General features: G+C 70.7%; 10 protein-coding genes. 5 read left to right on the top strand and 5 right to left on the bottom strand.

Annotation, left to right across the window (positions count from 1 at the left end; genetic code table 11):
• The first annotated feature begins 42 nt into the window (after window positions 1-42).
• The 3 genes from OVA21_RS05565 to treY all read left to right on the top strand — a co-directional run bounded on the left by OVA21_RS05565 (window position 43) and on the right by treY (window position 6,880).
• Window positions 43-2,154 carry an acyltransferase family protein gene (locus tag OVA21_RS05565; RefSeq protein ID WP_268091968.1) on the top strand — a complete coding sequence of 704 codons (2,112 nt, stop codon included), beginning with the start codon at window positions 43-45 and terminating at the stop codon, window positions 2,152-2,154.
• Window positions 2,155-2,270: 116 nt separating this feature from the next.
• Window positions 2,271-4,415 carry a glycogen debranching protein GlgX gene (glgX, locus tag OVA21_RS05560; protein ID WP_268091967.1) on the top strand — a complete coding sequence of 715 codons (2,145 nt, stop codon included), beginning with the start codon at window positions 2,271-2,273 and terminating at the stop codon, window positions 4,413-4,415.
• A gap of 2 nt (window positions 4,416-4,417) precedes the next feature.
• The gene (gene treY / locus OVA21_RS05555; protein WP_268091966.1) at window positions 4,418-6,880 is read left to right on the top strand and encodes a malto-oligosyltrehalose synthase; all 2,463 of its coding nucleotides are present in this window, start codon (window positions 4,418-4,420) and stop codon (window positions 6,878-6,880) included.
• Between the two features lie 59 nt (window positions 6,881-6,939).
• Here the strand turns inward: treY and OVA21_RS05550 are convergent, their stop codons facing one another.
• Window positions 6,940-7,305: an RNA-binding S4 domain-containing protein gene (locus tag OVA21_RS05550; protein ID WP_119192930.1), complete on the bottom strand. Its 366-nt coding sequence runs from the start codon at window positions 7,303-7,305 to the stop codon at window positions 6,940-6,942.
• 196 nt (window positions 7,306-7,501) lie between these two features.
• Complete coding sequence (locus OVA21_RS05545; protein WP_268091965.1) at window positions 7,502-8,431, bottom strand: type IV toxin-antitoxin system AbiEi family antitoxin domain-containing protein; 930 nt, start codon at window positions 8,429-8,431, stop codon at window positions 7,502-7,504.
• Between the two features lie 400 nt (window positions 8,432-8,831).
• On the opposite strand from OVA21_RS05545, the gene OVA21_RS05540 reads away from it, so the two are divergent.
• A complete protein-coding gene (locus tag OVA21_RS05540) occupies window positions 8,832-9,506 on the top strand; it encodes a nitroreductase (RefSeq protein ID WP_120285832.1) in 675 nt (224 codons plus the stop codon).
• A gap of 114 nt (window positions 9,507-9,620) precedes the next feature.
• On the opposite strand, the gene OVA21_RS05535 is transcribed toward OVA21_RS05540, so the two are convergent.
• Window positions 9,621-9,860 (bottom strand): hypothetical protein, encoded by a 240-nt coding sequence (locus OVA21_RS05535; protein WP_067713823.1) that lies wholly within the window; start codon window positions 9,858-9,860, stop codon window positions 9,621-9,623.
• Window positions 9,861-9,864: 4 nt separating this feature from the next.
• On the bottom strand, window positions 9,865-10,542 hold the full coding sequence (locus OVA21_RS05530; RefSeq protein WP_268091964.1) for an IMPACT family protein: 678 nt from the start codon (window positions 10,540-10,542) through the stop codon (window positions 9,865-9,867).
• 179 nt (window positions 10,543-10,721) lie between these two features.
• Here OVA21_RS05530 and treZ point away from each other — a divergent pair, with 179 nt between their 5' ends.
• Window positions 10,722-12,467 (top strand): malto-oligosyltrehalose trehalohydrolase, encoded by a 1,746-nt coding sequence (treZ, locus tag OVA21_RS05525; RefSeq protein WP_268093114.1) that lies wholly within the window; start codon window positions 10,722-10,724, stop codon window positions 12,465-12,467.
• Between the two features lie 40 nt (window positions 12,468-12,507).
• On the opposite strand, the gene ilvA is transcribed toward treZ, so the two are convergent.
• Window positions 12,508-13,782 (bottom strand): threonine ammonia-lyase IlvA, encoded by a 1,275-nt coding sequence (gene ilvA / locus OVA21_RS05520; RefSeq protein ID WP_096905631.1) that lies wholly within the window; start codon window positions 13,780-13,782, stop codon window positions 12,508-12,510.
• Window positions 13,783-13,795 lie beyond the last annotated feature (13 nt).

Here is a 13,795-nt window from a genome sequence, read left to right as displayed (position 1 = left end):
ACCATCTCTCCTCCCGCGCCCGCTGGGCGGCGCCGCGGGAAGATGGCCTACCGACACGACATCGACGGGTTGCGTGGCCTCGCGATCGCGCTGGTGGTGGTCTTCCACATCTGGATGGGCCGCGTCTCCGGCGGCGTGGACGTCTTCCTCACCCTGTCCGGCTTCTTCTTCCTCGGCTCGCTCCTGCGCGGCGCCGGCGACCCCGGCACGCCGCTCTCCCCGCTTCCCCACCTGAAGCGGCTTGTCCGCAGGCTGTACCCGGCGCTGGTGGTGACGATCGCCGCCACCGTGCTGGGCACGGTGCTCGTCAAGCCGCCCACCCAATGGTCGACGATCTTCGAGCAGACCGTCGCCTCGCTGCTGTACTACCAGAACTGGGAACTGGCGCTGACCGCGTCCGACTACGTCGCCGCCGACGCGACCATCTCCCCGCTGCAGCACCTGTGGTCCATGTCCGTGCAGGGCCAGTTCTATGTGGTCGCTCTGGCGGTGATCCTGGGCGGGACCGCCCTCTGGCGCCTGATCGTCCGCAGGGGCACTCCGAAATGGCTTCTCGTGGGCATCGTCGCCGCGGGCACCGCCGCCTCAGTGTGGTGGGCCGTCCTCGGACAGGCCGACAATCAGGCGTGGAACTACTACGACACCGGCGCCCGCATGTGGGAACTGCTCATCGGTGGCCTGGTGGCCATCCTGCTGGCCGGAATCGTCCTGCCGTGGCCCCTGCGGCTGCTCACCACCGTCGCCGGACTCTTCCTGGTGGTGAGCACCGGCTTCTTCTTCGACGGCGCCGCCCACTTCCCCGGCCCGCTCGCCTGGTACCCCATCGGCGGCGCCCTGCTCATCATCCTCGGCGGCAACCTCCCGGTCGGGCAGCGCGCCACCCCGGCCAAGGACCCCGTCACCTGGCTCCTGTCCGGACGGGTGTTCCGGCGGCTCGGCGACATCTCCTATTCGCTGTACCTGTGGCACTGGCCGCTGCTCATCCTGTGGCTGTCCCACGACCGCGAAGCCGAGATCACGCTGGTCTCCGGCCTGACCATCATCGTCGTCTCGCTCGTGCTGGCGCTCCTCACCGAGAAGTACGTCGAGCGCCCGCTCCGCATGGCCAGCCGGGCGCGGGGACGCACCACCCCGGCGGCGGCGGCACGCGACCGGCAGCGGGGCGGCCCGGCCCGTTCGGCCCGTGAGCAGAAGCGATTCGTGGGGGCGAGCGTCGTCGTCGTCGTCGCCGTCGTCGCCAGCCTGGGGACCGTCAGCTGGTGGAGCGCCACCTCCGGCTCCCGTTCGTCCGTCCCGTACGTCGACTCCCTCACCGACCCGGACCACCCCGGAGCGCGGGCGTTCTTCGAGGGCGTCCCCGCACCCGACGACGCCCCCTACGTACCCTCCCTGCTCCAGGTCGGCAATGACCTCCCCGCCAGCACCATGGACGGCTGCATCTCGACCTTCGAGTCGACGGAGGTCGAGATGTGCGTGTACGGCGACGTCACCTCCCCCCGCACCATCGCGCTCACGGGCGGGTCGCACGCCGAACACTGGATCAGCGGCCTCGACGAGGTCGGCCGGCATTACGGCTTCCGGGTGGTCACCGTCCTCAAGATGGGCTGCCCCCTCACGCTCGACGCCTCGGTCTCCGACGGCGATGAACCGCTGTACGAGAGCTGCGCGGAGTGGACCCCGGAGGCACTCGCCGCCCTCGTCGGACTGGATCCCGACTTCGTGTTCACCACGGCCACCCGCCCGGTCGGGGTCGTGGGCCCCGACGTCACGCCCCGCCAATACGTCGACCTGTGGCGCGCGCTCGGCGAGCAGGGCATCGGCGTCATCGCCATCCGCGACACCCCGTGGCTCAACCAGGGACGCGGACCCATCCGCGCCAGCGACTGCCTCGGCGCCGGCGGCACCCCGGAAGAGTGCGGCATGCCGCGGGAGCGCTCCATCTCCCCGATCAACCCCGCCGCGATCGCCGCCGCGGGCCTCGACTCGGTGCGGCTGCTCGACCTCACCGACGGCCTGTGCGACCCCGAGGACTGCCCCGCCGTGGTGGGCAACGTGATCGTCTACCACGACTCCCACCACCTCTCGGGTTCGTGGGTCCGGTCCGCCTCCGGGGAGCTGGCGCGTCAGCTGGGGCCCGCGACCGGCTGGTGGTGAACAGCTGGCGGTGAACGGCCGGCGGTGACCTGCTTGCGGGTGGCCGACGGAGCCCACGACCCGCCTCCGCCTGCACGGCCACGTCCGGACGGCCCTCAGGCACTACCCTGGGTCGGGTGACCCAAGACGACGAGACGCAGTCCGCCCCGGAGCTCATCCGAGCCTGGCCCGGTACCCCCTACCCGCTGGGGGCCACCTACGACGGCACCGGCACGAACTTCTCCCTGTTCTCAGAGGTCGCCGAGCGCGTGGAGCTCTGCCTGATCGACGACGACGGCGGCGAACAGCGTATCGAGCTCGTCGAGGTCGACTACCACATCTGGCACTGCTACCTGTTCGGCGTGACGCCCGGTCAGCGGTACGGGTTCCGCGTCCACGGTCCGTACGAACCCTCCGACGGGCTGCGGTGTGACGCGTCCAAGCTGCTCATGGACCCGTACGGCAAGGCCTTCGACGGCTCCTTCGACGGGGACCCGAGTTTGCACAGTTACGACCTCGACAACCCGGACGAGCGCAACACCGACGACTCCCTCGGGCACACCATGACCACCGTCGTGATCAACCCGTACTTCGACTGGGGCAACGACCGCGCCCCCGGGCACGAGTACCACAACACGGTGATCTACGAGGCGCACGTCAAGGGCATGACCGCGACGCACCCGGACATCCCCGCCGAGATGCGCGGCACCTACGCGGGGATGGCCCACCCGGCGATCATCGACTACCTCACCGACCTGGGCGTCACCGCCATCGAACTCATGCCGGTGCACCAGTTCATGCAGGACCAACGACTCATCGACATGGGCCTGCGCAACTACTGGGGCTACAACAGCTTCGGGTTCCTGGCGCCCCACAACGAGTACGCGTTCTCCGACCGGCCCGGCGACGCGGTCAGCGAGTTCAAGGCCATGGTCAAGGCGTTCCACGAAGCCGATATCGAGGTGATCCTCGACGTGGTCTACAACCACACCGCCGAGGGCAACCACATGGGCCCCACCATCGGCTTCCGCGGTATCGACAACCAGGCCTACTACCGGCTGGTCGAGGGCGACGAGCAGCACTACATGGACTACACGGGCACCGGGAACACGCTCAACGTCCGGCACCCGCACTCCCTGCAGCTCATCATGGACTCGCTGCGCTACTGGATCCTCGACATGCACGTCGACGGGTTCCGCTTCGACCTCGCCTCCGCCCTGGCGCGCGGCCTGCACGACGTCGACCGGCTGTCCTCGTTCTTCGACCTCGTCCAGCAGGACCCCATCGTCAGCCAGGTCAAGCTCATCGCCGAACCCTGGGACGTCGGCGAGGGCGGCTACCAGGTGGGCAACTTCCCACCGCTGTGGACCGAGTGGAACGGCCAGTTCCGCGACACCGTGCGCGACTTCTGGCGCGGCGAGCCCGCGACCCTGGGCGAGTTCGCCTCGCGCCTGACAGGGTCCTCGGACCTGTACGAGCACACCGGTCGTCGTCCCAACGCGTCGATCAACTTCGTCACCGCCCACGACGGGTTCACGCTCAACGACCTGGTGAGCTACAACGAGAAGCACAACGACGCCAACGGTGAGGACGGCAACGACGGCGAGAGCCACAACCGCTCCTGGAACTGCGGGGTCGAGGGCCCCACCGACGACCCCGAGATCATCCAGCTGCGCCACCGCCAGCGGCGCAACCTCCTCACCACGTTGATCCTGTCGCAGGGCACGCCGATGATCGCCCACGGCGACGAGATCGCCCGCACCCAGGGCGGCAACAACAACGTCTACTGCCAGGACAACGAGATCTCGTGGATGGACTGGGACCTGGACGAAGAGAAGCAGGACCTCCTGGATTTCACCCGGAACCTGGTCCAGCTGCGCAAGGACCACCCCGTGTTCCGTCGCCGCCGGTTCTTCGGCTCCCCGCTGCGGGGTGAGGAGGAACCGCAGGACATCGGGTGGTTCACCCCGGAGGGCTCGGAGATGACCAGTAAGGACTGGGACTCCGGGTTCGGAAAGTCCATGGCCGTGTACCTCAACGGTGAGGGGATCCACGAGCCGGACGTGCGCGGTCAGCGGATCGTGGACGATTCGTTCCTCATGCTGTTCAACGCCCACCACGAGCCCATCGAGTTCTCCCTGCTCGGCGCCGACTACGCCGAGAAGTGGGAGGTCGTCCTGGACACCGCCGACCATCTCGAGGAGCGCGCGGACGAGTTAAGCTCGGACGGCACCATCACCGTGGCCGACCGCGGCACGATCGTGCTGCGCAAGGTCAGCTGAGCATGGCCGCCGAGGACGAGACAGGGACCGGGGCCGGGGCCGGGGCCGGGCCGAGCCGGGGCGCCGCGCTGGCGAGCACCTACCGCCTCCAGCTGCGCACCCCCGCCTCGGACCCCGACGGCCGAGGCTTCACCCTGGCCGACGCCGAGGAGCTCGTGCCCTACCTGGCCGACCTCGGCGTGGGCGCGGTGTACCTCTCGCCCGTCATGACCGCCACTCCCGGCTCCACCCACGGCTACGACGTCGTGGACCCCACCACCGTCTCGGCCGAACTCGGCGGGATCGACGCACTGCGCTCCCTTCGCGCGGCGTGCCGGGCCCACGAGCTGGGCCTGGTGGTGGACATCGTCCCGAACCACCTCGGTGTGGACGAGCCGGCCGCCAACCCGTGGTGGTGGGACGCGCTGAAGCGGGGCCCCGACTCGCCGCACTTCTCGTTCTTCGACTTCGACACCGAGGAGGCGAACGGGGCCGACGGCAGGATCGCGATCCCCGTCCTGGGGACACCGGACGATGTGGCGGACCTCGTCGTCGTCGCCCCCGGAGACTCGCCCTCCGGCGAGGCCGAGCTGCACTTCTACGACCACCGGTTCCCGGTGGCCCCCGGCACCGGGGACGGCACCGCCCGCGAGGTCCACGACCGCCAGCACTACCGGCTCGTCCACTGGCGCGAGCCGCTGCTGGGCTACCGGCGGTTCTTCACCGTCACCGGGCTCGCCGGGCTGCGCCAGGAGGACCCCGAGGTCTTCGAGGCCACACACGCCGAGGTGCGGCGCTGGTGCGAGGAGGACCTCGTCGACGCCATCCGCGTCGATCACCCCGACGGACTGTCCGACCCGGTCGGGTACGCGCGACGGCTGCGGGCACTCGCCGGCGACGACCGCGTCCTGCTGGTCGAGAAGATCCTCGCGCCCGGTACCGAATCGACCCCACCCGAGGTCCTCGAACCCGCCATGCCCGTCGACGGCACCACCGGCTACGACGCCCTGCGGTTCATCGATCAGCTGCTCGTCGACGCCTCCGGCGAGGCCCGGCTGTCCGAGCTCGCCCGGCGCTACACCGGCGACCCCGGCGACGAGGAGCAGGTCCACGCGCAGTCGGCCGAACTCAAACGGCAGATCGTGGCGGAGGATCTGGCGCCCGAGCTCGCGAGGTTGGCGCGCGCGGTTCGTCGCGAGGTGGCGGTCGGGTTGGACGGCCCGGCGAGCGACGACGTCGACGAGGCCGCCCTCCGGGAGACGCTGATCTCCGTCGTCGCGCGCACGCCGTACTACCGGGCCGACTACCCCGTCCTGCGCGGCACCCTGCCCACGATCCTGGGGGGACTGCGCCGCGACCGGCCCGAACTGGTGCCCGCCCTGGGGCTCGTCGCCGCAGCACTGGCCCGCGGCGGCGAGGCCTCGACCCGGCTCGCGCAGGTCACCGGCGCCGCCACCGCCAAGGCCGAGGAGGACCGGCTGTTCTACCGGCTCGCGCGACTGGTCTCGCTCAACGAGGTCGGCGGCTCGCCCGGCCGGATGGGGATGCCCGTCGAGGCGTTCCACCTCGCCATGGCCGAACGGGCCCGCTCCACCCCGCTGGCGATGACGGCGCTGAGCACCCACGACACCAAGCGCGGAGAGGACGTCCGCGCCCGGATCTCGGTGCTCTCGCAGCTCCCCGAGGAGTGGGCCGACCTCGTCACGCGCGTGTTCGACGAGTTCCCGCCGCCCGCCGAGGACGCGGGCTACTTCCTCCTCCAGGTGATCGTGGGCGTCTGGCCCGAGCTGGGCGGGCCCACAGACGACCTGCGGTCGCGCCTGCACGACTACGCCGACAAGGCCGTGCGTGAGGCCGCCGTGCACACCACCTGGACCGATCAGGACGCCGACTTCGAGTCCGGTGTGCACCGGTGGATCGACACGCTGATCGACTCCGGCGGCGGGCTGCTGGGGCCGTTCGTCGAGCGCATCGCCCCGGCCGGCCGCGACAACTCGCTGGTCGCCAAGGCCGTGCAGTTGCTCGGCCCCGGCATCCCGGACGTCTACCAGGGCACGGAGGTGTGGGAGGACTCGCTCGTCGACCCGGACAACCGCCGGTTCGTGGACTACGGGCCGCTGCGCTCCGGCGCCGTCGCCCGTGCGGGACACCCGAAGTTCATGCTGGTCCGCGAGCTGCTGCGTTTGCGGCGGGCGCACCCGGAGGCCCTGACCGGCGGGGCGTACGTGCCGCTGCCCGTGCAGGGTCCGGCCGCCTCGGACGTGGTGGCGTTCACCCGGTCCGTCGACGGCCGGCCGACGGTCGGGATGATCGCGCGGCGGCGAACCGCGGTGCTGCCCGCCGAGGAGATCACCGGGACCGTGGTGCTGCTACCGCAGGGGACCTGGGCGGTCCGCCCGGACGGGACGCCGCTCTCGGGCCGCGTCGATCTCGGCGAGCTGCTGAGTGAGTCGGCGGTCGTGGTGATCGTCCGCGAGGGCGGCTGACCGGCGGGGGCGCGGCGGCGCGGCGGCGCGGCGGCACGGGGGCCTCAGTCGCGGGGCCCTCAGTCGCGGCCCAGCAGTCGGTCGGTCTCGCGGCGCTCCCGCTTGGTGGGCCGCCCGGCTCCCCGCTCCCGCCGCGGCTGGGAGGCCAGGACCTCCTTGGGCGGCGGCGGGGGCGAGTGATCGATGTAGCAGGTCGCGGCCACCGGCGCACCGACCCGCTTGTTGATGGTCGTCACCACCTCGAGGATGCGGACCCGCCCCAGTGCGCCGGTGACCTGCACGCGGTCGCCGGGAACGACGGGCTTCGACGGCTGCACCGCCTCGCCGTTGACCTTGATGTGCCCACCGCGGCAGGCGGCCGCCGCCTTGGTCCGCGACGGGAACAACCGCACCGACCAGGTCCACGCGTCCACCCGAACACTCATGGCCCGAGGATAACCGCGACGTGCCCGCAACCTGACCTGTCGGATTCCGACTCACCTGCGGGGCCCCACGGGTCAGGCTGAAGCACACAGGTCAGTCGGGATGGCTTGTCGCGAAGGGCCGGGCGGGTGAGAGGGGTGGGGCTGGCCGAGGCAGGGCCGCTCCGTGATTCCCCGGTTCACTCCGCGTGTCCTCGGCTCACGCGGCGGCCGGGTAGAGGACTCTCCGAATCCGCTCGGCGAGAAGGCGCGGTTGCTCAAGACCCGCCCACCGCCAGTGCAGGACCCGATAGCCGAGGGCCAGCAACTCGGCGTCGCGGTCTTTCTCGCGCGCGAGTCGGCGTCTGAGTTCGGGCCCGTCCGCACCGTCGAAGTACTTGCCGAAACCATCGCATTCCCCGATCACCCCGAACTCACGCCACAAGAAGTCCACCCGGGCGATGCGATTGCCGTGGGTGTCGAATATGTTCGCCTGGGTCTCCGGCGTGGGCAGCCCGTGATCGAGGAACGTCAGACGGCTCAGCGTCTCCGCCACGCTCTCACTCCGACTGTCGACCAGGCTCAACGCCGCCCGAGCTCTCTTGACCCCCATTCGTCCCGAGGCCTGCTGCAACGCGAGTTCCACATCCGGGTCGGTGACAAGTCCACGGTGCCCGGCGGCGTCCGCGACCGACACCGCAGCGTCCCTTCCCGTCGACAGCGCGACATCCACCAGAGTCCTCGGCGCGGTCGTCACATGCAGCCCGTCGATTCTGGTGACGTCCTCGTCGTCGAGCCTTCCCGTGTGGTGCGTGACCAGACGCGACGTACGGCTGCGGCCCTTGTCACCCGGAGCCGAGGTGGTGACCCGCCGCAGTGGCAGACCCCATCCAGGCAACCCGTGCACCAGAGCGGCAGACGAGTGGGAGAACACGGGCGAGTCCAGGGCGGCATCCGCCGCCAACACCGCCAGCAGGTGACGGGACTCCCGGGGCAGCTCCTTGGCGGTGCCCTCCACATAGAACCCGGGGCGCAGCCTGACCAGTTCTCCGGAGGCCACCGAACGGCTGAGCGACTGGCTGGAGATGCCCCGGCCGAGTAATTCGTCGGTCGTCATCACCATCTGACGGAGTTCGCTGATCTCGTGCACACGCTGATGATCACCGAGTCACCGCGCTGGACCGGGGTCCGGACGCCTGATTCCTGCTCGCCTGTGGAGGCGGCAGCGGTTGTGGATAACGGGGACCGCCGCTCCCGTTGGACCCCCGCCCTGCGAGCGGCGCCTTCCGAGAGCGCGGGCGACGCATCTTGACCTGTCCGATTCCGTTTCACCTGCGGAATCCCTCGGGTCCGGCAGAATCACACAGGTCAGTCGATGGTCCCCTGGTCCCGTGGCTCTGGTTGTGCTCGGCGGCGGCGGGGAGGTGCAGGTGCGGGTGGGGCTGGCGAGGCGGCGGTGGCAGCGCTGGCGGCTACAGCCCCTGCCAAGCCCGCCTGGGGCCCGTGCGAGACTGGGCTCACACTTTGGAACGAGTTCCCCTGGAGGGCCCATGACCGACGCCGCCGCCACGCTGGAGCAACTCCTCGACGACCGCTACAGCTGCCGGGGATTCACCTCCGAGCCGGTCCCGGAGGAGACGATCGACCGGATCTTCCGCATGGCCCAGCGCACCGCATCGTGGTGCAACTCGCAGGCCTGGCAGGTGGAGCTGGTGACGGGACGGGCCACGGCGGCGTTCGGCAAGCATCTCACCGACCATGTGCTCTCCAACGACATGCGCTCGGATTTTCCCGCCCCGGAGCGGTATGACGGTGTGTATGGCGACCGCCGCCGGGCGAGCGGCTTCGGGCTCTACTCGGCGCTCGGCATCGAGCGGTCGGACACGGACGCCCGGCTGCGTCAGATGCTGGAGAACTACCGCTTCTTCGGCGCCCCGCACGTCGCGGTGATCACCTCTGACGCGGGCCTCGGCACGTACGGGGCGGTGGACTGCGGTGGTTACGTGTCGACGTTCCTGGCGGCCGCCACGTCGCTGGGCGTCGCCACATGCGCCCAGGCAGCGATCGCTCTGTACTCGGATGCGGTCCGCGAGCACCTGCAGATCCCCGAGGACCGCCTCATCGTCTGTGGGATCGCATTCGGCTTCGCCGACGCGGACCACCCTGCCAACACGTTCCGGGCCGAGCGCGCCGACCTGTCCGACGTGGTGCGCCGCCACGGTTGATCCGGGCTCGGCTGCGGCGGGCTCGCCTGATCCGGGCTCGCCTGTTGCGGGCTCGACTGTGCCGTCGCCGCGACTGCGCCCACCCGGGCCGCAGCCGGATCAGCACGGCTGGCGTCAGTACAGCTCGCGCTTCTGGTCGGGCTTGCCGGAGATGGCCTTGCGGACCTTGTTGCCGTTGTAGATCGCCACGATGGCGGCGAGGATCGCCACCACGGTGAAGAACGAGCTCGCGAACAGCGCGATCGGCAGCGACACGGCCGTCACGCCCAGAGCGATAGCGGTGGTGCGCGCATCCTTACGCACCTGCTGCTTCTGCTGCTCGATCGAGTTCGGCTGGTAGGGCTGCATGCTCATATAGTCAGGATTCCATATCCCGGCGAACGGCCGCGTTCTCGGTGGTGGCCACCCCTGTGGACTCCCACTCGACCCCGCCGGAGGTGCGGGCGGCCAGGATCGGCCCGACCACGTCCAGTTCGCCGGCGACGGTCAACCGCACGCGCCGGCCGTAGTCGACGTCCATCACCCGGGCACCGACCGAGCGCAGCGCCCCCTCGAGACCACCGGCCACGGAGTGGTCGACCTCGGCGGTCCACGCGGGGGTGCGGGTCACCTCCGCGACGCGACCAGTCCGCCACGCGGCGTCGACCGCCCCGGACACCGCCGCCGAGTAGGCCCGCGCCAGCCCGCCGGTGCCCAGCTTGGTGCCGCCGAACCACCGCACGACCACCGCGCACACCCCGGTCAGGCCACTTCCCCGCAGCAAGTCCAGCATGGGGGTGCCGGCGGTGCCGGAGGGTTCACCGTCGTCGCTTGACCGCTCGATTCGGCTGGCCCCGGGAGCGTCCACGATGAAGGCACTGCAGTGGTGGCGAGCCGCCGGGTGCGCCGCCCGGAGTTCGGCGATCAGGGCGCGGGCGTCCTCCTCGTCGTCGCACCGTCTCAGCACGGCCGCGAACCTGGAGCGTTTCTCCTCGTACTCGCCCGTCACGTCCGGTCCGGCGGTGAGCCGGAGCACGCGGGACGGGGAGTCTGTCATGGCCCCAGTATCGCCGTCGGTCGTCGAGGGGCGCAGTTCGGCCTGCGGGCGTCGTTCGCCCCTCCCCGCAGCGGCGCGTTTTCCCTACGCTGGGCGGTGTGACCTCACCGAGCCAAGCGACCCCGCCCGACACGAGCGCGCCCGCCACGACCGTCCCCGCCGCCGACCCGCGCGACGAGATGTTCTCCGTCTGGGCGCCCGGGGCCCGCGCGGTGGGGTTGGTGCTGGACTCCCCCGACACCGACCCGGTCCCGATGCGCCGCGCCCCGGGCGGCTGGTGGACGTCCGGCATCCCCCGGGAGCTGGGCAGGGACTACGGGTTCGTGGTGACCGGCGACGACGACGAGGTCAGCCCGCCGCGGCCCGACCCGCGGTCGCCGCGTCAGCCGAACGGGGTCCACGGACTGTCGCGGGTGCACCGCCTCGAGGAGTCCCGCTGGACGGACCAGGCGTGGACGGGACGGCAGCTGGCCGGATCGGTGATCTACGAGATGCACGTGGGCACGTTCTCGGCCGGCGGGACGCTGACCAGCGCGATCGAGCACCTCGATGAGCTGGCCGAGCTGGGCGTGGACATGGTCGAGGTGATGCCGCTCAATGCGTTCAACGGCGAGTACGGCTGGGGCTACGACGGGGTGGCGTGGTTCGCGGTGCACGAGCCGTACGGCGGGCCGGACGCGTTCCAGGAGTTCGTCGACGCCTGCCATACTCGCGGGCTCGCGGTGTGTCTGGACGTGGTCTACAACCACCTGGGCCCGTCCGGGAACTACCTGCCGGAGTTCGGGCCGTACCTGTCGGCCGCGGACGGTCCGTGGGGGTCGGGGCTCAACCTGGATGGTGAGCACTCGGGCGAGGTGCGGCGCCACATCATCGACAACGCGCTGCGCTGGTTCGACGAGTTCCACGTGGACGCGCTGCGGCTGGATGCGGTGCACGCGTTGCACGACGCCTCGGCCGTGCATCTGCTGGAGCAGTTGACGGTGGAGGTGGAGTCGCTGGCCACCCATCTCGGGCGGCCGCTCTCGCTCATCGCCGAGTCGGATCAGAACGATCCGCGGACGGTCACCGCGCGTGAGGGTGGCGGCCTCGGACTGGACGGGCAGTGGGACGACGACGTGCACCACGCCGTCCACGCCGCCGTCTCGGGGGAACGGCAGGGCTACTACGCGGACTTCGGGTCGCTCGAGTCGCTGCGACAGGTGCTCACGGGTGCGTTCCTGCACGCGGGGACGTTCTCGACGTTCCGCGGGCGCGTGCACGGGCGGCCGCTGGACGTGGGCCGGGTGCCGGGGTCGCGGTTCGTGGCCTACACGCTGACGCACGACCAGGTGGGCAATCGCGCGGCCGGCGACCGGCCGTCGATGAACCTCACGCCGCAGCAGCAGCTGGCGAAAGCGGCGATCATCCTGTGCTCGCCGTTCACCCCGATGCTGTTCCAGGGCGAGGAGTGGGGCGCGCGGACGCCGTTCTGCTTCTTCACCTCGCATCCCGAGCCGGAGCTGGCCGAGGCTGTGCGTGAGGGTCGGACCCGCGAGTTCGCGGCGATGGGCTGGGATCCGGACACGGTGGCGGACCCGCAGGATCCGGAGACGTTCCGTCGCTCGGTGCTCGACCGCACGGAGCAGGCGGCCGATGAGCACGCCGAGATTCTGCGGACCTACCGGGCGCTGATCGCCCTGCGGAAGTCCGAGCCGGAGCTCAGCGACCCGTGGCTGGGCTCGGTCCGGGTGGACTGCGGCGTGGAGGCCGACGACAACCGCTGGCTCGTGGTCCACCGCGGGGCGCTGGCGCTGGTGGTGAACCTGGGCACCGAGCCGTCGCGGGTCCCGCTGACCGGCGAGGCGGTGTTCGCCTCGGGGGCGGTCGCCGACGACGACTCGGTGTTCTGCCAGGCGTTCGGCTTCGCGGTGCTGCGGACGCGCTGAGACGACGTCACGGTGGACGCCGCCCGCGCGTGAAATCAGGTCAGGTCAGGTACTCGTACGCCGCGGTGCCCGGCTCGAGGCGCTCACAGTCGATGCGGGAGGCGTCCATGCGCTCGAGCAGCGAGTGCAGGCCGGTGGCCGAGCCCAGCTCGATGCCTACGAGCGCGGCGCCGTACTCGCGGTTGTTGCGCTTGAGGTACTCGAACTGCGTGATGTCGTCCTCGGGCCCCAGCACCTCGTCGAGGAAGCGGCGCAGCTGGCCCGGCTCCTGCGGGAACTTCACCAGGAAGTAGTGCTTGAGCCCCTTGTGGACCAGGGAGCGTTCGATGATCTCGCTGTACCGCGAGACGTCGTTGTTGCCACCGGAGACCAGGCAGACGACGGTGGCACCCTCGTCGATCTCGAGCTGCTCCAGCGCGGTCACCGCCAGTGCCCCGGCGGGCTCCGCGATGATCCCCTCGTTCTGGTACAGCTCCAGCATCTCGGTGCACACCGCGCCCTCGTCGACGGTGAGGACCTGGATCCGCTCGGTCATCGAGGAGATGACCCCGAACGGGAACTCCCCCAGCCGTGCGACGGAGGCGCCGTCCACGAAGGTGTCGACGGTGTCGAGGGTGACCGGCTCCCCCGCCTCGAGCGCCCGGGTCAGGGACGGGGCCCCGGTGGGCTCGACGGCGATGATCTTGCAGTCCGGCGCGTATTCGGCGAGGTAGGTCGCCAGCCCACCGACCAGCCCGCCACCGCCGACGGGGACCACCACGGCGTCGGGCGTCTCGTCGAGCTGGGCGAGGATCTCGGCGGCGATGGTGCCCTGCCCCGCCATGGTGTCGGGGTGGTCGAACGGCGGCACCATGGTCGCCCCGGTGCGCACGGCGTCGGCTCGGGCGGCGGTCTGGGCGGCGTCGAAGTTCGTCCCCGTCACCACGAGCTCGACCGAATTGCGACCGTGGGCGAGGATCCGGTCCCGCTTCTGTTTGGGCGTGTTGGTCGGCACGTAGATCCGCCCGTTGATGCCCAGCACCCGGCAGGCGAAGGCCACGCCCTGGGCGTGGTTGCCGGCGCTGGCCGTCACGACGCCGGCACTGCGCTCGTCGCTGTTCAGCTGCGCCATGAGGTTGTAGGCGCCGCGGATCTTGTACGAGCGGACGTCCTGCTGGTCCTCCCGCTTGAGCAGGATGTGCGCGCCGGTCTGCTCGCTCAGCCGCTCACTGACCTGGAGGTCGGTGCACCGGACCACGTCACCGATCCGGCGGGCGGCGGCGTCGATGTCGTCGGGGGTGACGACCTGGGTCGTGGCGGAATCGGTGACGGTCACAGCCACCAGTGTC

Origin of the sequence: Dietzia sp. SL131 (genome assembly GCF_026672565.1) — a bacterium.
Lineage (GTDB): Bacteria > Actinomycetota > Actinomycetes > Mycobacteriales > Mycobacteriaceae > Dietzia > Dietzia kunjamensis.
Note: the sequence above shows the minus strand (reverse complement) of the source record. Positions and strands in the feature narration are given on the sequence as shown.

Excerpts from the sequence above, each read along its gene's own strand:
- OVA21_RS05540 (WP_120285832.1), top strand. The coding sequence starts at position 8,832 with ATGACCGACGCCGCCGCCACGCTGGAGCAACTCCTCGACGACCGCTAC.
- treZ (WP_268093114.1), top strand. The coding sequence starts at position 10,722 with ATGTTCTCCGTCTGGGCGCCCGGGGCCCGCGCGGTGGGGTTGGTGCTG.
- OVA21_RS05535 (WP_067713823.1), bottom strand. The coding sequence starts at position 9,860 with ATGAGCATGCAGCCCTACCAGCCGAACTCGATCGAGCAGCAGAAGCAG.
- OVA21_RS05565 (WP_268091968.1), top strand. The coding sequence starts at position 43 with ATGGCCTACCGACACGACATCGACGGGTTGCGTGGCCTCGCGATCGCG.
- OVA21_RS05550 (WP_119192930.1), bottom strand. The coding sequence starts at position 7,305 with ATGAGTGTTCGGGTGGACGCGTGGACCTGGTCGGTGCGGTTGTTCCCG.
- OVA21_RS05530 (WP_268091964.1), bottom strand. The coding sequence starts at position 10,542 with ATGACAGACTCCCCGTCCCGCGTGCTCCGGCTCACCGCCGGACCGGAC.
- treY (WP_268091966.1), top strand. The coding sequence starts at position 4,418 with ATGGCCGCCGAGGACGAGACAGGGACCGGGGCCGGGGCCGGGGCCGGG.